19 protein-coding genes and 1 other annotated feature are annotated in these 20,992 nt (G+C 58.0%); of the genes, 9 read left to right on the forward strand and 10 right to left on the reverse strand.

The features are described 5' to 3' along the window. Positions 1 to 36: 36 nt before the first annotated feature. The 6 genes from fadD to OKC42_RS17605 all read right to left on the reverse strand — a co-directional run bounded on the left by fadD (position 37) and on the right by OKC42_RS17605 (position 6,502). Positions 37 to 1,713, reverse strand: a complete 1,677-nt coding sequence (gene fadD, locus OKC42_RS17580; protein WP_270820384.1) for a long-chain-fatty-acid--CoA ligase FadD — start codon at positions 1,711 to 1,713, stop codon at positions 37 to 39. Positions 1,714 to 1,911: 198 nt separating this feature from the next. Next, the gene (locus OKC42_RS17585; RefSeq protein ID WP_270820386.1) at positions 1,912 to 2,787 is read right to left on the reverse strand and encodes an alpha/beta fold hydrolase; all 876 of its coding nucleotides are present in this window, start codon (positions 2,785 to 2,787) and stop codon (positions 1,912 to 1,914) included. Between the two features lie 44 nt (positions 2,788 to 2,831). Next, on the reverse strand, positions 2,832 to 3,359 hold the full coding sequence (locus OKC42_RS17590; RefSeq protein ID WP_270820387.1) for a Slp family lipoprotein: 528 nt from the start codon (positions 3,357 to 3,359) through the stop codon (positions 2,832 to 2,834). Positions 3,360 to 3,477: 118 nt separating this feature from the next. Beyond that, positions 3,478 to 4,179: a tRNA (adenosine(37)-N6)-threonylcarbamoyltransferase complex dimerization subunit type 1 TsaB gene (gene tsaB / locus OKC42_RS17595; protein ID WP_270820373.1), complete on the reverse strand. Its 702-nt coding sequence runs from the start codon at positions 4,177 to 4,179 to the stop codon at positions 3,478 to 3,480. 54 nt (positions 4,180 to 4,233) lie between these two features. After that, positions 4,234 to 6,189 carry an ATP-dependent DNA helicase gene (locus tag OKC42_RS17600; protein WP_151285980.1) on the reverse strand — a complete coding sequence of 652 codons (1,956 nt, stop codon included), beginning with the start codon at positions 6,187 to 6,189 and terminating at the stop codon, positions 4,234 to 4,236. A 67-nt stretch (positions 6,190 to 6,256) separates the two neighbouring features. After that, positions 6,257 to 6,502: a hypothetical protein gene (locus tag OKC42_RS17605; RefSeq protein WP_123173111.1), complete on the reverse strand. Its 246-nt coding sequence runs from the start codon at positions 6,500 to 6,502 to the stop codon at positions 6,257 to 6,259. A gap of 187 nt (positions 6,503 to 6,689) precedes the next feature. After that, positions 6,690 to 6,818, forward strand: a sequence feature (His leader region). Positions 6,819 to 6,843: 25 nt separating this feature from the next. Here OKC42_RS17605 and hisG point away from each other — a divergent pair. From hisG to hisIE, 8 genes are read left to right on the forward strand one after another with little or no spacing between them, the layout of a single operon-like run. Then, positions 6,844 to 7,740 (forward strand): ATP phosphoribosyltransferase, encoded by an 897-nt coding sequence (hisG, locus tag OKC42_RS17610; RefSeq protein WP_151285979.1) that lies wholly within the window; start codon positions 6,844 to 6,846, stop codon positions 7,738 to 7,740. Between the two features lie 12 nt (positions 7,741 to 7,752). Beyond that, positions 7,753 to 9,078 carry a histidinol dehydrogenase gene (gene hisD / locus OKC42_RS17615; protein ID WP_151285978.1) on the forward strand — a complete coding sequence of 442 codons (1,326 nt, stop codon included), beginning with the start codon at positions 7,753 to 7,755 and terminating at the stop codon, positions 9,076 to 9,078. Then, positions 9,075 to 10,145 carry a histidinol-phosphate transaminase gene (hisC, locus tag OKC42_RS17620; protein ID WP_201946464.1) on the forward strand — a complete coding sequence of 357 codons (1,071 nt, stop codon included), beginning with the start codon at positions 9,075 to 9,077 and terminating at the stop codon, positions 10,143 to 10,145. The genes hisD and hisC overlap by 4 nt, the downstream gene beginning before the upstream one ends. Before the next feature lie 15 nt (positions 10,146 to 10,160). After that, the gene (hisB, locus tag OKC42_RS17625) at positions 10,161 to 11,270 is read left to right on the forward strand and encodes a bifunctional histidinol-phosphatase/imidazoleglycerol-phosphate dehydratase HisB (protein WP_270820375.1); all 1,110 of its coding nucleotides are present in this window, start codon (positions 10,161 to 10,163) and stop codon (positions 11,268 to 11,270) included. Next, positions 11,270 to 11,899 (forward strand): imidazole glycerol phosphate synthase subunit HisH, encoded by a 630-nt coding sequence (gene hisH, locus OKC42_RS17630; protein WP_151285977.1) that lies wholly within the window; start codon positions 11,270 to 11,272, stop codon positions 11,897 to 11,899. The genes hisB and hisH overlap by 1 nt, the downstream gene beginning before the upstream one ends. Beyond that, positions 11,900 to 12,661, forward strand: a complete 762-nt coding sequence (hisA, locus tag OKC42_RS17635; protein WP_058056833.1) for a 1-(5-phosphoribosyl)-5-[(5-phosphoribosylamino)methylideneamino]imidazole-4-carboxamide isomerase — start codon at positions 11,900 to 11,902, stop codon at positions 12,659 to 12,661. Continuing rightward, positions 12,661 to 13,434 carry an imidazole glycerol phosphate synthase subunit HisF gene (gene hisF, locus OKC42_RS17640; RefSeq protein WP_139747279.1) on the forward strand — a complete coding sequence of 258 codons (774 nt, stop codon included), beginning with the start codon at positions 12,661 to 12,663 and terminating at the stop codon, positions 13,432 to 13,434. Before hisA ends, hisF begins: the two co-directional genes overlap by 1 nt. Then, positions 13,427 to 14,077: a bifunctional phosphoribosyl-AMP cyclohydrolase/phosphoribosyl-ATP diphosphatase HisIE gene (hisIE, locus tag OKC42_RS17645; RefSeq protein ID WP_270820378.1), complete on the forward strand. Its 651-nt coding sequence runs from the start codon at positions 13,427 to 13,429 to the stop codon at positions 14,075 to 14,077. Before hisF ends, hisIE begins: the two co-directional genes overlap by 8 nt. A 39-nt stretch (positions 14,078 to 14,116) precedes the next feature. Here hisIE and OKC42_RS17650 read toward each other — a convergent pair whose 3' ends face one another. The 3 genes from OKC42_RS17650 to OKC42_RS17660 all read right to left on the reverse strand — a co-directional run bounded on the left by OKC42_RS17650 (position 14,117) and on the right by OKC42_RS17660 (position 16,966). Next, positions 14,117 to 14,356 (reverse strand): hypothetical protein, encoded by a 240-nt coding sequence (locus tag OKC42_RS17650; RefSeq protein WP_270820380.1) that lies wholly within the window; start codon positions 14,354 to 14,356, stop codon positions 14,117 to 14,119. Between the two features lie 74 nt (positions 14,357 to 14,430). Next, positions 14,431 to 15,635, reverse strand: a protein-coding gene (locus OKC42_RS17655) for an IS3 family transposase (RefSeq protein ID WP_100654772.1) whose coding sequence is annotated in 2 segments (ribosomal slippage) — positions 14,431 to 15,317 and positions 15,317 to 15,635 — 1,206 coding nt in all. Because the reading frame shifts where the segments join, the coding sequence is not laid out codon by codon here. Positions 15,636 to 15,679: 44 nt separating this feature from the next. Beyond that, positions 15,680 to 16,966 carry a KAP family P-loop NTPase fold protein gene (locus OKC42_RS17660; protein ID WP_270820381.1) on the reverse strand — a complete coding sequence of 429 codons (1,287 nt, stop codon included), beginning with the start codon at positions 16,964 to 16,966 and terminating at the stop codon, positions 15,680 to 15,682. 363 nt (positions 16,967 to 17,329) lie between these two features. Between OKC42_RS17660 and OKC42_RS17665 the strand changes: the two genes are divergently transcribed. Then, positions 17,330 to 18,619: a sensor domain-containing diguanylate cyclase gene (locus OKC42_RS17665; RefSeq protein WP_151285974.1), complete on the forward strand. Its 1,290-nt coding sequence runs from the start codon at positions 17,330 to 17,332 to the stop codon at positions 18,617 to 18,619. 86 nt (positions 18,620 to 18,705) lie between these two features. On the opposite strand, the gene OKC42_RS17670 is transcribed toward OKC42_RS17665, so the two are convergent. Next, positions 18,706 to 20,328, reverse strand: a complete 1,623-nt coding sequence (locus OKC42_RS17670; protein WP_270820382.1) for an acyl-CoA synthetase — start codon at positions 20,326 to 20,328, stop codon at positions 18,706 to 18,708. Positions 20,329 to 20,992: the final 664 nt, after the last annotated feature.

The raw sequence follows: 20,992 nt of genomic DNA on the forward strand, positions 1-20,992 counted from the left end.
TGCTGGTTTGCAGAGGCTTCTGCAGCCGCAGTCCGGTTATTGCTTGGCAATCTCCTCGTCGCGCAGTACGCGGCGCAGGATCTTGCCCACATTGGTCTTGGGAAGTTCGTCACGAAATTCTACCAGTTTCGGCACCTTATAGGCAGTCAGATGTTTGCGGCAGTGGGCAATAATCTCGTCCTCCTGCAATTTTGCATCTTTCTTGACCACAAAGATCTTCACCAGCTCACCGGAAACCTTGTGTGGCACACCCACGGCGGCCACTTCCAACACTTTCGGGTGCAGGGCAACGACATCTTCGATCTCGTTCGGATAGACGTTGAAACCGGAGACCAGGATCATGTCCTTCTTGCGGTCAACGATCTTGAAGAAGCCCTGCTCGTCGCACACGGCGATATCACCGGTACAGAGCCAGCCATCCTGCATCACTTCGGCGGTCGCCTCGGGACGCTGCCAGTAGCCCACCATCACCTGCGGGCCGCGCACCTGCATCTCGCCCGGGGTGCCGAGGGTGTGGATCACCTGACCGTTGTCATCCACCAGACGGATCTCGGTAGAGCAGACCGGCAAACCGATGGAGCCGTTGTAATCGGTCAGATCGTAGGGGCAGACGCTCACCAGTGGCGAACACTCGGTCAGGCCATAGCCTTCCAGCAGCGGGGTGTCGGTCAGTGTCTTCCACTTCTCCGCAACCGCACGCTGCACTGCCATGCCGCCGCCGATGGTGAGCTTGAGCTTGTCAAAGGCGATCCCCTGAAACTCTTCGTTGTTGACCAGCGCATTGAACAGGGTGTTCACGCCGGTAATGCAGGTGAAGGGATACTTCTTGATCTCTTTGACAAACCCCGGGATGTCGCGCGGGTTGCTGATCAGCAGGTTGTAACCGCCGATACGCATAAAGAGCAGGCAGTTCACGGTCAGGGCGAAGACGTGATAGAGCGGCAGCGCGGTGACCACGAACTCCTTGCCACGCTCCAGCATGGGGCCATAGACGCCGAGGCATTGCTCGACGTTGGCAATCATGTTGCGATGAGTCAGCATGGCCCCTTTGGAGAGGCCGGTGGTGCCACCGGTGTACTGCAGGAAGGCGAGATCGTCGTTGGTGATCTCCGGCTTGATGTACTGCAGGAAACGCCCCTTGGAGAGGGCCTGACGCATGGTGGTGGCGTGGGGCAGATTGTATTTCGGCACCAGCTTCTTGACGTACTTGACCACGAAGTTGACCAAGGTGCCCTTGGCCAGCCCCAGATTGTCCCCCATCCTGGTCAGGATAACGTGCTTGATCGGGGTGTCGTAGACCACCTTTTCCAGGGTATGGGCGAAGTTGGAGACGATGACGATGGCTTTGGCACCGGAGTCTTTGAGCTGATGCTCCAGCTCGCGCGGGGTATAGAGCGGGTTGACGTTGACCACGATCATGCCGGCACGCAGGATGCCGAACACGGCGATGGGGTATTGCAGCAGGTTAGGCATCATCACCGCAACCCGATCCCCTTTCTCCAGCTTCAGCTCGTTTTGCAGGTAGGCAGCAAAGGCGCGGGACTGCTCTTCCAGCCGGCGGTAGGTGATGGTTTGGTCCATATTGACGAAGGCGGGCTGATCGGCAAACTGGGTCACCGAGGATTCGAACATCTCGACCAGGGAGCTGTATTGGTCTGGATTGATCTCGGCGGGGACCCCTTCCGGATAACGTTTCAGCCAGACTTTTTCCACAAACTTCTCCTGCATAACTAGCACCTGTGCGCTCACTGTGTTGCCTCCGTCCCGGTTCACATCCATTTTAATCGGTTGTTTTAAGCTGATGCTCTAATGCCGCACATATTTACACAGCGCAACATAAATTAACAGCAAATTAACAACAGAAAAATGTGAGGGAGAAAACAAACCTGGAATTATTGAAAGCTGGCGATTCTACCGAACTTGACAAAACTTTACGATACAAACGGCCGTATCAACCGAATTTTCCATATGAAAATGGTGGTTTCCACCCAATATGACCCGCTCGATCTGCTGGAAGGCATCCTGACGGGCCTGCCATTGGGCTTCAAGCGCAGCAAAGCCCTGCTCCCCCTGAATCAACAGCACTGGACAGCGGATAGCCGCCATCAGTGCCCGGGCCTGCCCTTCGCTCATTCTCAGGGGCGACAGATCACGCAAACGGGGGTCACTGCGCCAGTGCCAGCGCCCAGCCCTCATCTCAAGCTGCCGCTCACAGATAAGACGCGCCGACTGCGGCGTGATATCCGCCACTTTGCAACGAGCAGCCACGGCTTCATCAATGGAGGCAAAGCCGTTAGCACTGCGCTCCCGGGTGCGGCTGCGGTTTAAAATCGCACGTCGCAGCTGGGCAGGTACCTCCTCATCGGGCTGGCTCAGCGGCCCCAGCCCCTCCAGCATGATCAACCGCTCCACCTGTTCGGGAAATACTCCGGCATAGGCCGAGGCGATCAGCGCCCCGAGGGAGTGACCGAGCAGAGTGAAGCGCGACCAGCCCGCCGCCTGCACGATCTGGTAGAGATCGTCGAGCCAGTCGACAAAGACATAAGGGGTGGTTTTGTGAGCGGAGTGACCGTGCCCCGGCAGATCGACACAGATGAGGTGAAAATCACCCAGATGCGGCGCCAGCGGCAAGAAGCTGGCACTGTTGTCGAGCCAGCCGTGCAGGGCGATCAGCAAGGGTTTACCCTGCTGCGGCTCAGCGGACTGGTTCTCCACCAGAGATACCCGCCGCCCATCCGCCAGGGTCAGCAGACGTTCGTGCAGATTGCTACTCAGAGTGCTGCTCATAGTGCCAATCAGGGGATCAACAAGAGTGCTCATCGCGGCCTGCCTTAGCGACGCAGCGGCCGTCTCGGCCAGAAGGGATCATAGAAGGGATCATAGAAGGGGTCGTAGAAGTAGGGATCCATATAGCGAACCTCTACCTCCTTGACTGGCGGCCACAACTTGCTGCCCGTCACATTGAGCACCGAGAAGCGGTACTTGTGCTCGCCAATCTGGCTATCAACCGGTTGGCCTATGGTGCCAAGCACCGTCAGGCTGCGCCCCTTGGCGTAGAGGGTCGGATCGATAAAACCCTCCATGATGGCCAGAAAACGTCCCGGGCTCTGCTCGGTCTGCTCCGGCACACCGTTGGATTTGAGCGGCAGATAGACCACTTCAATAACACTCTGATCCGCCTTGTTATGCACCGCCGAGATAACACCGCTCCAGCGGGCGGGTTTACCTTCCATCCCGCCAAGGGCAGGTTGATAGGCCACCAGCTGGTTTTCTGGCTCATAGACCAGCTCCTTGGGGACCGAGCTACAGGCCCCGAGCAGCAGGGCCAGCGCCCCGACCACCATCCCGCGTTTCATCATGTCGCTTCTGCTATTACGCATCATGTCACTCTCCTGTTGCCGGCGTGGTCCGTCGGGCCACCCGCTTATATTGCAGCTGATGAGCGGCAAGAGCGACATGCTGTCAGTGCTCCTGCCCTTATTCGCGACCCGGCAGTTTTTTCCAGGTCACCTTGTCACGCAAATAAACCGGCGTCGCCTGCTCCACAGGCACAGCATCCCCCGCCAGCCAGGCGGCGCGGGCCAGCGGCAACATGTCTTCTGCCGCCGGGAAGCGCACCTGGCTCACCGCCAGCTCATCGGCCAGACCACTCAGGGTCTCGCCATAGGTTTCAAAACCGGTGCCGACGCAGGTCACACGACCTGCCAGCTTGCCACGGGCGTCAACCAGCGCCGCGGGATCGCTCACCACCTCGTCACCCACCAGCTGCATGCGGCCATCAATTAGCTCATAGCGGCCAAAATAGACCTCGTTCATCCGCGCATCAATGGCGGTCAGCACCTGCTGGGCGCCATCCAGTCGATAGGCGCCTTGCGCCATGGCGGCCAGGGTCGAGATGCCAATCAGCGGCACACCCGCACCAAACGCCAGACCTTGCGCCACACTGATGCCGATCCGCACGCCGGTAAAGGAGCCCGGGCCGCGACCGAACGCGATGGCATCGAGGTCACTCAAACTTATCCCGGCATCCTCTAACACAGCCTGAACCATGGGCAGAATTTTTCGGGTGTGATCCCGTGGCGCCTCCTCCCAGCGGGAGAACAGCTTGTCACCCACCAGCAAGGCGGCGGAGCAGGCTTCGGTGGCGGTATCAACGGTCAGGATCTTCAACTCGTTCATGCTTTCCAATCTCTATAAAATCAGTCAATTACATAACCGGCAAGCGAGATATGCTCACCCGTTGTTCAAATCTGTTAGCTGACGGCACACTTGTTCACCGCGTTCAGTGCGATCGAAAAAACTCCCCAGCGTTCCCAACTCCCGGGTACGGGGGATGGCAGGCAGACTCTTGATAAAGGTGGCGCCGTAAGGCTTGTTGACCATTCGTGGATCACAGATCACCAGCACGCCGTGATCAGTGCGATCACGAATAAGCCGCCCCACCCCCTGCTTGAGGGCAATCACCGCCTTGGGCAACTGCAGCTCGGCGAAGGGATCGCCGCCCTTGAGCTTGCAATCATCCACCCGCGCCTTGAGCAGCGGATCATCGGGGCTGGCAAACGGCAGCTTGTCGATGATAACACACGACAATGCCGCCCCTCGCACGTCGATCCCCTCCCAGAAGCTGCTGGTCGCCACCAGCACGGCACGGCCATTCTCGACAAACTCCTTGAGCAGCCGCTGCTTGTTGTCCTCCCCCTGCAACAAGACGGTGCGGCCAATCTCCCGGCGCAGCACCTCAGCCACCTGACGCATCACCTGATGGCTGGTGCAGAGGAAGAAACAGCCCCCCGGCGTCTTGTTGATGAGGGGGATCATCAGATTGGCCAACTGCTCGCCACGACCAAAGGCGTTGGGCTCCGGCAGATAACGGGGCACACAGAGCCGCGCCTGCTCGCCATAGTCGAACGGGCTGTCGAGGATCAGCTCAGCACTGCCCGCCAGTCCCAGCTCGGCCTTGAAGTGATCAAACCGCATATCCACCGTCAGAGTGGCGGAGGTAAAGACCCAGGCTACTTCCGGTCTTTGCACCTCGGCACTGAATCGCTCGGCCACTGAGAGCGGCGTCAGATTGAGGGTGAAATGAAGCCGTGAGCAGTCATACCAGTAGGAGAAACCGGTCTGGTTGACCGCCAGCACTTCACCCAGGCGGGTGCGCAGTTCACTGATTCGTTCGAAGGCGTGATCCAGCTGCTCGCCCCGGCCGAGAGCCAGTTTGAGCACCTCGTAGCAGAGCCCGATGGCATCGTTAAGACGAGCCAAAGCCTGCCCCCAAAGCGGCTGGCGCAGCATGTCGCGGGTATTACCACGACCGCCATCCACCCCGAAGGCGAGACGCAAGTCCTGACTGGCGATAGCGAGCCGGTCCGCAGCCTTGCCGAGCTGGGCCATGTCGTGGGCCTCTGCCCGATAGGCCAGCTGGATATCCTGCGCCAGATCCTGAATCGTTCGGCTGCCTACCGACTTGCCGAAGTAGTTGGTGGCGATCTCCGGCAGCTGGTGCGCCTCGTCAAAGACATAGACTTGCGCTTCGGGCACCAACTCACCAAATCCGGTGTCTTTCACCGCCATATCGGCGAAGAAGAGGTGGTGGTTGATCACCACCACCTGTGCGTCCATGGCGCGGCGTCGTGCCACCACCAGATGGCAGTCGTCGTAATAGGGGCAGTCGCGACCGAGGCAGTTATCGTTGGTGCTGGTGACGTGGGCGAGGATCTCGGCGTTCTCCTGCAATCCCGGAATATCCCCCACATCGCCGTTATCGGTGGCGGTGGACCAGGATTTGACCTTCACCAGATCGTTGAGAATTTCAGGCTTTTGCAGATGGGATTCGCTCAAGAGCCGGTTCATCCGCTCGATGCAGAGATAGTTGCTGCGCCCTTTGAGCAAGGCCACCGGCGGGGTGTAGGAGAGCGCCCCTGTGATGGTCGGGAGATCCCGATAGAAGAGCTGCTCCTGCAGGTTCTTGGAGCCGGTGCTGATCACCACCCGCTTGCCGGACTCCAGCGCAGGCACCAAATAGGCGTAGGTCTTGCCGGTACCGGTCCCCGCCTCCACCAGCAGACGGCCACCACTTTTGATGGCGCGCGCGACCGCTTCGGCCATCTCCAGTTGGGGAGCGCGGGCTTTGAAACCGTCGATATGGCTGGCCAGAGGGCCATCTGGCTTGAACAGGGTCTGGATGGTCAAAAGGGCGTCCCGCAGCAAAAGCGGCCATTATGCCAAAAACGCGGCAAAAGCGGGACAGATAATCTGCCTAGACGAACAGATCGATCTGATGCTCGGGGTCCGGCTTGTGATCACCCTCCTCCGACTTGGGCTGATCACGCTTGGCGGGCGTGCTATACGCCTGCTGGCGCTGCTGGGAGTCACTGTTGTCAGTGCTGGTCTTGCGCAGCTGGTGCTTTTTGCTGATCTGGTTCACTTCCCGCTTGATCTCTTCGCTGCCGGGCGCGGCGGGTGCCCGGGGCAAAATGGGGAACAACAGGTCCTGGCTGGGCATGATGGCGACTCCTGCAGGGGTTATTGTCTAGTTATCGACCAGAAAACCGTTTTCGCCACTTTAATCGATCAAATCACAATTTCGGGTTGCATTTTCTGTCAAGGCAGGTAGTTTAAATCAGGCGTCAATTACGACATCTTATTTTGTAAAGGATTGATTACATGAAGTTCACCACCCTGAAGACTCATCACCACCATCATCATCCCGACTAGTCTTTCAGGAGGTTGACTGCTGGAAGACACTTAACTGGTGACTTCCAAAAGGACCGCAAGATTCATAAACCCTCGGAAGCACCCACTTCCGAGGGTTTTTTCGTTTTTGACTAGAAGGAAATCGAGCAAATGGAAACACAACGTCTGCGTATCGCCATGCAAAAGTCCGGTCGTCTGAGCCAGGACTCCCAAGCCCTGTTCAAGAGCTGTGGCCTCAAGATCAACCTGCGCGAGCAGCGCCTTATCGCTCATGTCGAGAACATGCCCATCGATATCCTGCGGGTCCGTGATGACGATATCCCGGGGCTGGTGATGGAAGGGGTGGTCGACCTTGGCATCATCGGCGAGAACGTGCTGGAAGAGGTGCAGCTTATTCGCGCCTCCCAAGGCCTCCCCTTCGAGGTCAAAACCCTCAAGCAGCTGGACTTTGGTGGCTGCCGCCTCTCGCTGGCGGTGCCGGAAGATGTGAACTACACAGGGCCAGCGAGCCTTGCCGGCAAACGCATCGCGACCTCCTACCCCGGGCTGCTCAAGCGCTTCTTTGACGACAAGGGGCTCGGCTTCAAGAGCGTGATGCTGGGCGGCTCGGTGGAAGTGGCGCCCCGCGCGGGCCTGGCTGATGCCATCTGCGATCTGGTCTCCACCGGCGCGACCCTGGAAGCCAATGGCCTCAAAGAGGTGGAGGTGATCTACCGCTCCAAGGCGGTACTGGTACAGGCCCCCAACCCCTTGTCCGATGCAAAGCAGAAGCTCATCGACAAACTGCTGCCCCGCATTCAGGGGATGCAGCAGGCCCGCGAGAGCAAATACATCATGCTGCACGCCCCCAAAGACAAGCTCGATGCCATCACCGATCTGCTGCCGGGTGCCGAGCGCCCCACCATCATGCAGCTGGCCGGTGACACCAATCAGGTGGCCCTGCACGTTGTCTCCAGCGAGACCCTGTTCTGGGAGACCATGGAGCAGCTCAAGGCTCTGGGTGCCAGCTCCATTCTGGTGCTGCCCATCGAAAAAATGATGGAATAAGGAAGGGACATCATGCAGACCCTGATCTGGAAGACCCTCTCCCCAGCCCAGCAGACCGACGTGCTGACCCGGCCCGCTCTCAATGACGAGGCGGATATCGGTGCCGTGGTCAAGGAGATCATTGGCGCGGTGCGTAGCCGTGGCGACGAGGCCTTGCGCGAGCTGAGCCTGCGCTTCGAGCGCGCCCCCCGTGAACAGTTGCGCGTCAGCGAGGCCGAAATTGAAGCTGCCTGCGCGCGGCTGGATAACGACATCAAAAGCGCCATCGAAGCGGCCATTGCCAACATTCGAACCTTCCACGCCGCGCAAGTGCAGCCGGTGGTACGGGTAGAAACCCAGCCCGGGGTTGTGTGCGAGCTGCGCACCCAGCCTATCAGCCGGGTCGGCCTCTATGTGCCTGGAGGCAGCGCACCGCTCCCCTCCACCGTGATGATGCTGGCCATTCCGGCGGCTATCGCCGGTTGCCGGGAAGTGGTGCTCTGCACCCCCTCCCCGGCCAGCGACGAGATCCTGTTTGCCGCCCGCGCCTGTGGCGTCGAGAAGGTGTTCGCCATCGGCGGCGCCCAAGCCATCGCCGCCATGGCGTACGGCACCGAGAGCATTCCCAAAGTGGACAAGATCTTCGGCCCGGGCAACGCCTATGTGACCGAAGCCAAGGGCCAGGTTTCCCGCGACTGGCGCGGCGCCGCCATCGATATGCCCGCCGGCCCCTCCGAGGTGCTGGTGATTGCCGACGAGAGCGCCAATCCGGCCTTCGTGGCGGCGGATCTGCTCTCCCAGGCCGAGCACGGCCCCGACAGCCAGGTGGTGCTGGTGACTACCTCGCCCCTGCTGGCCGATGCCATCGCAGGGGAGCTCAAGAGCCAGCTGGCCAAGTTGAGCCGCCGCGATATCGCCGCCCAGGCGCTGGGCTCAAGTCTGGTGATCCTCTGTGACGATCTGGCAGAAGCCTGCGCCATCTCCAACGCTTATGCACCGGAACACCTGATCGTGCAGACCCGCGCCCCCCGCGATCTGCTGGATAAACTCGAGAACGCCGGTTCCATCTTTCTGGGAGCATGGACCCCCGAGTCGGTCGGCGATTACGCCAGCGGCACCAACCACACCTTGCCCACCTATGGCTATGCCCGCACCTGCTCGAGCCTTGGCCTCGCCGATTATCAGCGCCGCTACACGGTGCAGGAGCTGAGCGCCGAAGGCATTCGCGGCCTTGGCCCTATCGTCGAGCGCATCGCCCAGGCCGAGGGGCTCGATGGCCACAAAAATGCCGTCACCCTCAGGTTGAACGCCCTGGCCGCCGCGCCCCAACCAACAGCACAGCAGAAGGATTTGTCATGAGCATTGCCAATCTGGCGCGCCGCGTGGTGCGGGCCCTCACCCCTTATCAATCCGCCCGCCGCATCGGCGGCAAGGGCCACGTCTGGCTCAACGCCAACGAAGCGCCGTTGGCCTATCCCTTCACCATTGAGGGGAGCCGCCTCAACCGCTACCCCGAGTGCCAACCGGCCGAGGTGGTGAACGGCTATGCCGCCTACGCCGGGGTTAATCCGGATCAGGTGCTGGTGAGCCGCGGCGCCGACGAGGCCATCGAGCTCTTGATCCGCACCTTTTGCGAAGCGGGTGAAGATCAGATCCTCATCTGTCCGCCCACCTACGGCATGTACGCCATCAGCGCCGAGACCTGCGGCGTAGGTATGTTCGAGCAGCCGCTGACCGCCAGCCGTCAGCCTGACTGGCCCGCCATTGCCGATCGCCTCAGCGATGTGAAGCTGGTGTTTCTCTGCTCCCCCAACAACCCCACAGGGGATCTGGTGGGTCGCGACGGTCTTATCGCTTTGCTGGAGAAAGCCCGGGATCGCGCCATCGTGGTGGTGGACGAGGCCTATATCGAGTTCTGCCCGGAAGCGTCCGTGGTGGACCTGCTGGCCCGCTTCCCCAATCTGGTGGTGACCCGCACCCTCTCCAAAGCCTTTGCTCTGGCGGGGATCCGCTGCGGCTTTACGCTGGCGAGCCCCGAGGTGATCGCCATGCTGGCCAAGGTGATCGCCCCCTATCCCATCCCCGAGCCTATCGCCCAGATCGCGGCGCAGGCCCTCTCCCCCATGGGGCTGGAGCTGATGCGCGAGCGAGTGATGGAGCTCAACAAGCAAAAAGCCGCCTTCAAGGCAGAGCTGGTAAAGCTTGCCTGCGTGAAGGAAGTGTTCGAAGACAAGGGCAACTTCGTGCTGGTGCGCTTTGTGGATGGCGCCACCGTCTTTGCCGCCATGAAGGCCGCCGGCATCATTCTGCGGGATTTCTCCAGCAAGCCGGGTCTGGACAACAGCATTCGCATCACCATCGGCTATCAGGGCGAGATGGATGCCGTGCTGGCGGTATTGCGTGACCTGCCCCCTCCCTCTTTTTAAGACAAGGATGTAGCGATGAAGACCCCGTTTTTGTTTATCGACCGCGACGGCACCCTGATTGAAGAGCCGGTGACCGACAAGCAGGTGGATAGCCTCGCCAAGCTGCGCTTCGAGCCCATGGTCATTCCGGTGCTGCGCGAGTTGCAGGCCGCCGGTTACGTGCTGGTGATGGTGACCAACCAAGATGGGCTGGGCACTGCCAGCCTGCCGCTGGAGAACTTCCAGCCGCCACACGACCTGATGATGCACCTGTTTGAATCGCAAGGGGTGAAGTGGGAACAGGTGCTGATCTGCCCCCACTTCCCCACCGACGGCTGCAGCTGCCGCAAGCCCCACCTCGGGCTGGTAAAGGAGTATCTCGCCTCCGGTCGCATCGACTTTGCCAACTCCTTCGTGATTGGCGATCGCCAGACCGATCTGCAGCTTGCCGAGAATATGGGCATTAGCGGTATTCGCTACCACACGCAGGATCACAACTGGCTCGCCATCCGTGATCAGCTGTTGTCCAAGGGGCGCGTAGCCTCGGTGGAACGCTATACCAAGGAGACCCGCATCCAGGTGGCGCTGGATTTGGACAAGAGCGGCGGCAACCAGATCGCCACCGGTATCGGCTTCTTTGATCACATGCTGGATCAAATTGCCACCCACGCCGGTTTCCAGCTCAAGCTGAACGTCAGCGGCGATCTGCATATTGACGATCACCACACGGTGGAAGATGTTGGGCTGGCGCTGGGTCAGGCGCTGCGTCAGGCACTTGGCAACAAGCGCGGCATCGGCCGTTTCGGCTTTGTGCTGGCGATGGACGAGGTGCAGGCAGTGATCGATGCGCGCCCGCTGACCGAGCAGGAGGTGAGCACCGCGCTGGATCTCAGCGGTCGCCCCTACTTCGTGTTCGACTGCCCGAGCGGTTTTGGCCGCGACAACGTGGGTGAGATGGCCACCGAGATGGTGCCCCACTTCTTCCGCTCCCTCTCGGACGCCATGGCCATCACATTGCAGATGAAGGTGGGCAGCGGCAATACCCACCATCAGGTAGAGGCACTGTTCAAAGGCTTTGGCCGCGCCCTGCGTCAGGCTATTCGGGTGGTAGGGAGCGAACTTCCCTCCAGCAAGGGAGTGCTGTGATGGATGTAAGCAAGCAGAAGCTGGTCATTATCGATACCGGCTGCGCCAATCTGGCCTCGGTCAGAATGGCGTTCGAGCGCCTCGGCGTGCAGCCGCTGATCTCCAGCCAGGCGGCCGATATCGAGCAGGCGGACAAGCTGATCCTGCCCGGTGTCGGCACCGCGGTAGCCGCCATGCACAACCTCAACGAGCGCGGGCTGGTGCCCCTTATTCGCGCCGCCAAGCAGCCGCTGCTGGGCTTTTGCCTCGGTATGCAGATGCTGGCGGAGGCCTCCGAAGAGAGCATGAGTGAGGGCGAAGACAAGGGCGGGCTTATCGACTGCCTCGGCATAGTCCCGGGCAAGATCCGCCTGATGGAGGTGGGTAATCTGCGCCTGCCCCATATGGGCTGGAACCAGATTGAGCATGACGAGACCCATCCTCTGCTCAAGGGGATCCCGAGCGGCAGCTACTTCTATTTCGTCCACTCCTATGCGCTGGAGGTAACCGAAGCGACGCTGGCGACCTGCGACTACGGCAACCCTTTTACCGCAATTGTGGCCCGTGACAACTTCTTTGGCGCCCAATTCCACCCGGAGCGCTCAGGCGCAGCCGGTGCCCGTTTGCTGCAAAATTTTCTGGAGCTATGAATGATCATTCCCGCAATTGACCTTATCAACGGTCAGGTAGTTCGCCTCTATCAGGGGGACTACGACCAGAAGACCGAATACAGCAGCAGCCCGCAGGCCCGCTTCGATGAATATGTCTCCCAGGGGGCGGTGCAGCTCCATCTGGTAGATCTGGACGGAGCCAAGGATGCCAAGGCGCGCCAGCTGCCCCTGCTGACCCAACTGCTGTCGGCCACCGAAGCGCCAGTGCAGGTCGGTGGCGGCGTGCGCACCGAACAGGATGTGGCGGATCTGCTGGCCGCCGGTGCCAGCCGGGTGGTGATTGGCTCCACCGCCGTCAAATCCCCGGATCTGGTGGCGAGCTGGATGGAGAAATATGGCCCCGAGCAGATCGTGCTGGCGCTGGACGTCAATATCGATGAGCAGGGCAATCGCCATATCGCGGTGGCGGGCTGGCAGGAGAACAGCGGCGTAACTATCGAAGCGCTGATCGAGCGCTTCCTCCCCGCCGGGCTCAAGCATGTGCTCTGCACCGACATCAGCCGTGACGGCACCCTGGCTGGTACCAACGTCGAGCTCTATCGGGATCTCTGCGCCCGCTACCCGAGCGTCGCCTTTCAAGCCTCCGGCGGCATTGGCGGCATCGCGGATATCGAGGCGCTCAAGGGCTCCGGCGTCAAGGGGATCATCCTTGGCCGCGCCCTGCTGGAGGGCAAATTCTCGGTGGGTGACGCCATCGCCTGCTGGCAAGCCCCCGCTGCCGACACCACAGGAGGCAACTGATGCTGGCAAGACGCATTATCCCCTGCCTCGACGTGAAAGATGGCGTGGTGGTCAAGGGGGTGCAATTTCGCAACCACGAGGTGATGGGCGGCATTGTCGAGCTGGCGCGCCGCTACGCCGAAGAGGGCGCTGACGAGCTGGTGTTCTATGACATCACCGCCTCCAGCGATGCCCGGGTGGTAGACAAGAGCTGGGTGAGCCGGGTAGCGGAGGTGATCGACATCCCCTTCTGCGTCGCCGGTGGCATCAAAAGCGTCGAAGATGCCCGCCAGATCCTCGAATTTGGCGCCGACAAGGTCTCCATCAACTCTCCGGCGCTGGCCGATCCGACTCTCATCAGCCGACTGGCCGAGCGCTTTGGCGTGCAGTGCGTGGTGGTGGGCATTGACTCCTACTTCGACGCCGAAACGGGCCACTATCAGGTCAAACAGTTTACCGGCGACGAGAGTCGCACCCGCACTACCGCCTGGCACACCCTCGACTGGGTGCAGGAGGTGCAAAAACGCGGCGCAGGCGAAATCGTGCTGAACGTGATGAATCAGGACGGCATGCGTCAGGGTTATGATCTCGACCAGCTCAAGCTGGTGCGCAGCGTCTGCAAGGTGCCGCTGATTGCCTCCGGCGGCGCCGGTGCCATGACGCACTTTCGCGATGCCTTTACCCTCGCTGATGTGGACGGGGCGCTGGCCGCCTCTGTGTTCCACAAGGGCCTTATCCCCATTCCCGAATTGAAACGCTGGCTGAAAACCGAAGGAGTCGCCATCCGTGAATAACTTCTCAGATAACACACAAACCACCGCCAGCGCGCGCCCCCTTGCCGAGCAGCTCGATTGGGCTAAATGTAACGGCATGATCCCCGCCATCGTCCAGCATGCCGCCAGCGGCGAGGTGCTGATGCAGGGCTTTATGACCCGCGAGGCACTGGAAAAGACCCAGACCACCGGTCAGGTCACCTTCTTTAGCCGCAGCAAACAGCGGCTCTGGACCAAGGGTGAAAGCTCGGGCAATGTGCTCCAACTCGTGGCCATCAGCACCGACTGCGATCAGGACTCTCTGCTGATCGCCGCCAACCCCGTCGGCCCCACCTGCCACAAAGGGACAACCTCCTGCTTCCATGGTCACCCACTGCCGCCCCTCGGTTTTCTGGCAGAGCTGGAGCAGGTGCTGGCTTCTCGCAAAGGGGCCGATCCGGCCACCAGCTACACCGCCAGCCTCTACGGCAAAGGCACCAAGCGCATCGCCCAGAAGGTAGGTGAGGAAGGTGTCGAAGTGGCGCTGGCCGCCATGGCCAAGGATCGGGAGGAGCTCATCAACGAATCCGCCGATCTGCTCTACCACCTGACCGTGCTGCTGCAAAACGAGGGGCTGGGATTACAGGATGTCGTTCAGCGGCTTTATAAGCGGCATAACAAATAAATTTTCTTATTGATTAACGGGCTATTTGGCCCGTTAATCTCATTCAAATGATATAGCTAACTCAACCCAATCCCTGTATGTAGACATATCCACAAGTGATTTATCATGTAACTTTGAATTAAGAACATAATATTTCAACCTCTCGGAAAGGTTTTTTTCTGTTATTGATGGATACGCTGCTTTAAGCTCTTTCACCTCTTTTTCAAGTTGATATGATATATTTTCATATTCACCCAAGTAGCCCTGCAAATGGCTTACAATTAGGTTTGATATTGGCACAGTATATATTCCTTGTGCAAAGGCACCATTACAACAGTGGATTTGACCCCATAGGTCCAGACACTTTTTCCCGCTTAGGGTTGTGATACCCGACTGCGCAGAAATTCCCGTGGTGAACGGTATCCCAAGGCGCTGTGCGGGTGGTGCTCGTTATAATGCTCAAACGCGATAGCCAAATTGCCTACCGCTGTTCGGCTATCCGGTTTTGGCATCATCTCGATATAGTCTCGCTTCATCGTCTTCACGAAGCTCTCCGCTATACCGTTACTCTGTGGGCTTCTCACTGCTGTCGTTCTGGGCTCCAACCCGATTTCTCGTGCAAACGCGCGGGTCTCATGGGCTCGATACGCCGAGCCATTATCAGTCAGCCACTCCACCGGTGATGCCGGCAACGAATCCCCAAAGCGACGTTCGACAGACCTCAGCATGACATCTTGCACAGTGTCACTATCGTAACCCCCAGTACTGGCCGCCCAGTCCAACGCTTCCCTATCGCAGCAATCCATGGCGAACGTGACACGTAGTTTTTCACCGTTATCGCAGCGAAACTCGAAGCCATCTGAGCACCACCGTCGATTGCTCTCCTTGACGGCAACACGCCCCTTATGTGCCTGCTGGGCCAATGGTGCAGCTGGTTTTCTTTCCAGCAGCAAGCCATGTTCGCGCATGACGCGATATACCCGCTTAGCGTTTACCACAGGTTGTTCTGTTGCCTCAGACTGACGCCGTAACAGCGCCCAGACCCGGCGATAGCCATAGGAGGGAAGCTCTGCCATCGCCTCCATGATACGGCCAAGTAAGGCTGCATCATCACGCTGGCGATGATGACGACCATCTTGCCAACCCGGTTTTCGATGAACACGAACGGATAGCTGCGCACGCGATACATTAAGAGCCTGGCTCACAGCACTTAATCGTCGTCCCCCGGCAACAAGGGCGCATGCGCAATCCATTTTTTTGCTCGACCATACTCCACGGCTTCTTTGAGGATCTCGTTCTCCATGGTCTTCTTCCCGAGCAGACGCTGAAGCTCTCGGATCTGCTTGATGGCAGCAGCCAACTCGGAAGCAGGAACAACATCCTCACCGGCGGTGATCGCCGTGAGAGACCCTTCTTGGAATTGCTTACGCCATTTGAAAAGCTGGTTTGCGTTGACGTCGTGCAAGCGAGCAACATGAGAGACGGTCATCCCGGGCTCAAAGGTCTGCTGCACGATGGCGATCTTTTCTTGTGGAGTCCGGCGTCGACGGCGCTCGGCCCCTGTTAACACTTCGACCATCTTCTCGTTGTGACTAGTACTGAACATAGCTCCAAGACTACCTCTTAAGTTAAGAGGGGCGAAGTGTCTGGATCTTCAAGGGGCCAATCTAAACAGCTTTCCATTTTAATACTCACTGTACCGACTATATTATTTATACCATGTAACTTATGTTCCTTCACCCTACTGCTTGCTGAAGGCAAATATTTTTTCACTAATGTGATTATAGCTTCATAGTCAGAAGGCATACTCTCATGCAAAGCTATGAGATACACCAGAAATACTGTATTAACTGAGTCATCTTTAATATTAACCAGTACTAATTGCAGTCTATCAATAAGTTTCTCTGTGCTTCTTAATGAGAGCTGACAAGCATCAGCTATAGCTGAAATTATATCGTTCAAAGAACCTACATTCAGACCTCTAGGCCATATAGTTTCAAAAATATTGCTATCGAGGTAGCTTGCATTAGATAAGTGGCTTTCAACAAAATCATGCCTTGAACAGCTAAGCATACTGAATCGCCTATTAAAAAAACGACTTAGATATGTATATGCATCAAACTCTGAACCATAAATTACTTTTACAGCATGTTGTAGTTGTTCTGTATCTGTAGCCAACACAAAGACCACTCTGGGAATATCGAATATATGTTTGATAGTCTCCAGCATTTCTACAGCATAAGAGGGGCGACAGCGATCCAGCTCATCAATCAGAATAAAGGCGGGATAGTCCAATCGACCTTGGCCATCCAATTGGTCTAAGTTTGCTGAAACCGCAGCTTCAACCCATTGCCGAATTTCTTGTTTAAGATACTGGATAGATTCATAACGCTCTTTGTGATTGCTGCACAGTGTATCAACCAGCTTATCTGCATCTTCGCCTTCCACAGAAAAATCACTATCTTCCCATCCAGCTTTTTTAATGGCTGACTTGAGCACCAATTTCCCACCCACCTTGAGCAAACCCAATAGTTTGGACTTGATGCCATCAGGTATGGCAACCTTATTTCCCGTTGCATCTCTCAATTGATCGATAATCGACGAAATCACCGTCAATAAGGGATCATCGGAAAAGTCCTGTTGCCAGGCGTCGATATAGACAGTGGGATAGTGCGCTTTCAGCTCCATATACCAGCGCTTGATAAACCAGGTTTTACCCGCTCCCCATTCGGCATTGAGATTGAGCACATAGTTGCGCTGCTTGCCTTCTGCGGCCAGGTAGTTGGTCAGAAACTCTGCATAGCGGGCACGATCCAGCCGATCGGCACTCAAGATCTCTTCGCTACCCGCAATGGCCCCCGGCCCGTCCCACTGAACTACGTCATCCCAATTAAACGGTGCCACTGCCATCTCGTATCTCTCCATATTGCGTTGCTGAGGATGATATCAGGAGCACAGTGAAAATAGTTTGATTAAAGACCTGTTTGTTGCCCTTTCTACCGCTCGGAGTGGCGTATTTGATTGCCGATTAATTTCTCTGCTGCTAACCAATAATGCCGGGCCGATAAAGAGGGGAACACAGTGATCTGCACAACCACAGACTCGGTTGATTGCCTTTGAGCTCGCCAACGATGACAACCGTGTGACATGGCGCAGAACTTGCGGAAATAAACGCGAAACCTGACCTGTTCGGTGCTTTATTTAAAGCTGTTGATCTCTGTTGCGCGTCTTGTTCAACCGACCCATCGTAGCGACCCAAGGATGGCTAGCCCCATGAAGGATGAACCCTTCTCTATCCAGTTACAGCATGAGCTGGATCACCTCAAAGCCATCTTCAACGAGACGGACGCCTACATGTTTACCAAGGATCTGGCGGGCCGTTACACCTATGCCAATCAGGCGGTGCTGGATCTCTTTGGTTGCACCCTCGCCGAGTTGCAGGGGCAGGATGATCGGGCCTTTTTTGATCTCGAATTCTCCGACACCATTCAACGCAACGACCGGTTGGTAATGGAGCAACAACTCGCCATCGCCCAGGAGGAGATCAACTACCTCAAATCCACCGGGGAAAAGCGCTGCTACTGGACCGTTAAAAAGCCCATCCATGACAAGGATGGCAACCTGATCGGCCTGTGCGGCATCTCCACCGATATCACCGAACACAAGCTGATTGAGGCCCGCATGGCGGAGCAGCATCAGCTGCTGGAAATCATCCTCGCCAACGTGGATGCCCATATCTATATGAAGGACAGCCTGCACCGCTTTCTCTACGTCAACCAAAAGGTCGCCGATCTGCTGGGCCTTCCTGCCGAGCAGATCATCAACCGGCGCGATGACGAGGTGATACCCGCGGCCAGCGCCTGCCAGCTGTGGCGACTGGACAACCGGGTATTCGAAACCGGCGAGCTGCAAGCCGGGGAAGAGATGCTGACCGATCCCGAAGGCAATCAGCACTACTACTGGTCGGTCAAGGTGCCCTTTCTGTTGGGGGATGGCACCCCGACCTTGATCGGTATCTCCTCCGACATTACCGAACTGCACCAGCTCAAGGAGCAGTTGCACCAGCAGTCTGTGCGCGATGGCCTCACCGGTCTCTACAACCGCCGTTTCTTTTTCGAGATGTGCGAGAAGAACCTTAGTCTGGACATGCGCCACCACCTTACCTCGGTACTGATGGTGCTGGATGTGGATCAGTTCAAGTGCATCAACGATCGCTTCGGTCATCCCCTTGGGGATAGCGCGCTGGTGCATCTGGGCAGGGTGATGCAATCGGTGCTGCGCAGCGAAGATGTGCTGGCCCGCATCGGCGGTGACGAGTTTGCCATCTTGCTGCCCAACACCACCCTCTCGGCCGCCGCATCCCTGGCCGAGCGACTGCGCCTGCAGGTGATGCAAAGCCCGCTGCCCCTGCCAGATGGAGATAAGCTGGTCATCACCATCAGCGCTGGACTGGTGGAAAATGGCGAAGGGGAGCTGATGGAGAGCCTCTACGCCCGCGCCGATCAGATGCTCTATCAGGCCAAACAGAGCGGCCGCAACTGCGTTGCCTGCAAGACCCCCTAGCCATACAACGGGAGGGCCAGCAGCCCTCAAACTCCCTCGAATCTCCCTTCTATGAATGGCTGTGCTCGCTCCTTACGAACAGGCGGCTACCCCAGCTGTTTGCGCAGCACGAATTTTTGCACCTTGCCGGTCGAGGTCTTGGGCAACGGGGTGAAGATGATGCGTTTGGGGGCCTTGAAGTGGGCCATCTGCTCCCGGCAAAAGGCGATCAACTCCGCCAGGGTGGTCTCTCGCCCCTCTTTCAGTTTCACGAAGGCGCAGGGCACCTCCCCCCACTTCTCATCGGGCATGGCGATCACTGCCGCTTCGTCCACATCGGGATGGCGATAGAGCACATCTTCCACCTCCAGACTGGAGATATTCTCCCCGCCGGAGATGATGATGTCCTTGGATCTGTCCTTGATCTCCACATAACCGTCCGGGTGCCACACCGCCAGATCGCCACTGCGAAACCACCCCTCCGCCATCGCCTCGGCGCTGGCCGCCGGATTTTTCAGATACCCCTTCATCACCACATTACCGCGCAGCACTATCTCCCCCATGGTTTTGCCATCTTTGGCTACCGGCTCGCCACTGACCGGATTGATAACCCGCATCTCCCCCTGCAGAGGCGATGCAACCCCCTGCCGCGCCTTGAGGCGGGAGAGCGCCGTGGCATCCTGCTCTTGCCAGCTTCTTTGCGGTTCGCACAACACGCAGGGGCCATAGGTTTCGGTGAGGCCATAGACGTGGGTCACGGCGATCCCCATCGCCTCCATCCCGGCGATCACGGTGGCGGGGGGCGCAGCGCCAGCGGTCATCACCTTGATGGGGTGATCCAGCCCCCGCTTGAGCGCCGGATCGGCATTGTTGAGCATATTGAGCACGATGGGCGCTGCGCAGAAATGGCTCACCTTGTGCTCGTGCAGCGCTTCATAAATGGCGGCCGCCTGCACATGGCGCAGGCAGATACTCACCCCGGCGGTGGCCGCCAGCGTCCAGGGGAAACACCAGCCGTTGCAGTGAAACATCGGCAATGTCCAGAGGTAGACGGGATGTTTGGGCAGCTCCCAGGAGAGCACATTGTTAATGGCGTTGAGGTGGGCACCGCGATGGTGATAGACCACTCCCTTGGGGTTGCCGGTGGTGCCGGAGGTGTAGTTAAGGGAGATAGCCTGCCACTCATCTTGGGGCAGCCAGCCGGGCTCATCGCCGTTACCGGTGGCAATAAAGGCCTCATAGGTCAGTTCACTGACAAGCGCCCCTTCCCGGTAGAGGGGATCGTCGATGGCGATGACCAGCGGTTGGCGCTCCAGCAGATCCAGTGCCTTGCGCACCACGGCGCCAAACTCCCTGTCCACCAGCACCACCTTGCTCTGGGCATGCTGAAAGATAAAAGCCATCGACTCGGCATCGAGCCGGGTATTGATGGTGTTGAGCACGGCGCCGCTCATGGGCACCCCGAAGTGGGCTTCAAACATCGCCGGGATATTGGGCGCGACGATGGAGACGGTATCCCCCTCCCCGATGCCGCTAAGCCTCAGGGCCGAAGCCAACTGGCGGCAACGGCGGGCGGTCTCGCCCCAGCTCTGGCGCAGCGAGCCGTGGATCAGCGCCGGATAGTCAGGATAGACCCGCTCCGCCCGCCCCAGAAAGCTGATGGGGGTCAGGGCCTCGAAATTGGCGGCGGTTTTGGCAAGGTCGCGCTCATAGATGTTCTGCACTGTCATCGGATTCCTTCCTCACAAGTGGCACAAAACGGGCAGTTTCGGGATGATTCAGAGATCAGCAAGCGACATGGGCATCCTGCCCGTCACTGGTCTCTTATGGGGATGACAGCCTAACAGTGAGCCTGCGGCGACAGGTATTAGCAAAACGTCTTAGACAGGGGCAGCCTGCTGCCAACAGAGGCCCCCTGTTTTCGTTGCAAAAAATATTTCATTACGGGAAAGCGTGCCATTTTTTTCACAGGCTGTTTTTGGCGAATAACGAAAAATGACGATAATGGAATATTATTCCGTCAAAACTGCTTTATATGTCATTTCATTCATCTCGGCACGCACTATTTTCATGGCGTTTATTTAAGGCAAACCACGTTAATCGAAAACTGAAATAGTTATTGCATAATAACTTTTATTTCATATCAGCTGTTAAATCCATGGAAAATAAATTCTGTGAGCCATCCCATAAAGCTAGCATGGCACCATGTTCATCCAGCCGCACACGGGTTACGGTTACAACGTGAAACAATCCACCAGATGTTCAATATCAGGCCAGATTTCTCGCCAATCACTACGCAATCCACAGTGGGTTTGCGTCAGGGCGGGAGCACACTTTGTTGATATTTTAACCAAAGAATAACTGAGCCCGATAGTCGTCATTCCAGCCGGCTCT

The organism is Aeromonas sp. Y311-2 (assembly GCF_027706025.1).
In the GTDB taxonomy this organism is placed as follows: Bacteria; Pseudomonadota; Gammaproteobacteria; order Enterobacterales; family Aeromonadaceae; genus Aeromonas; species Aeromonas veronii.

What these genes read in the sequence shown, in the direction of transcription:
- hisB (WP_270820375.1), top strand. Translation starts at nt 10,161, where the DNA reads ATGAAGACCCCGTTTTTGTTTATCGACCGCGACGGCACCCTGATTGAA.
- tsaB (WP_270820373.1), bottom strand. Translation starts at nt 4,179, where the DNA reads ATGAACGAGTTGAAGATCCTGACCGTTGATACCGCCACCGAAGCCTGC.
- OKC42_RS17660 (WP_270820381.1), bottom strand. Translation starts at nt 16,966, where the DNA reads ATGGCAGTGGCACCGTTTAATTGGGATGACGTAGTTCAGTGGGACGGG.
- hisA (WP_058056833.1), top strand. Translation starts at nt 11,900, where the DNA reads ATGATCATTCCCGCAATTGACCTTATCAACGGTCAGGTAGTTCGCCTC.
- hisF (WP_139747279.1), top strand. Translation starts at nt 12,661, where the DNA reads ATGCTGGCAAGACGCATTATCCCCTGCCTCGACGTGAAAGATGGCGTG.
- OKC42_RS17605 (WP_123173111.1), bottom strand. Translation starts at nt 6,502, where the DNA reads ATGCCCAGCCAGGACCTGTTGTTCCCCATTTTGCCCCGGGCACCCGCC.
- hisH (WP_151285977.1), top strand. Translation starts at nt 11,270, where the DNA reads ATGGATGTAAGCAAGCAGAAGCTGGTCATTATCGATACCGGCTGCGCC.
- OKC42_RS17665 (WP_151285974.1), top strand. Translation starts at nt 17,330, where the DNA reads ATGAAGGATGAACCCTTCTCTATCCAGTTACAGCATGAGCTGGATCAC.
- hisC (WP_201946464.1), top strand. Translation starts at nt 9,075, where the DNA reads ATGAGCATTGCCAATCTGGCGCGCCGCGTGGTGCGGGCCCTCACCCCT.
- hisD (WP_151285978.1), top strand. Translation starts at nt 7,753, where the DNA reads ATGCAGACCCTGATCTGGAAGACCCTCTCCCCAGCCCAGCAGACCGAC.
- OKC42_RS17585 (WP_270820386.1), bottom strand. Translation starts at nt 2,787, where the DNA reads ATGAGCAGCACTCTGAGTAGCAATCTGCACGAACGTCTGCTGACCCTG.
- OKC42_RS17590 (WP_270820387.1), bottom strand. Translation starts at nt 3,359, where the DNA reads ATGATGAAACGCGGGATGGTGGTCGGGGCGCTGGCCCTGCTGCTCGGG.
- OKC42_RS17670 (WP_270820382.1), bottom strand. Translation starts at nt 20,328, where the DNA reads ATGACAGTGCAGAACATCTATGAGCGCGACCTTGCCAAAACCGCCGCC.
- hisG (WP_151285979.1), top strand. Translation starts at nt 6,844, where the DNA reads ATGGAAACACAACGTCTGCGTATCGCCATGCAAAAGTCCGGTCGTCTG.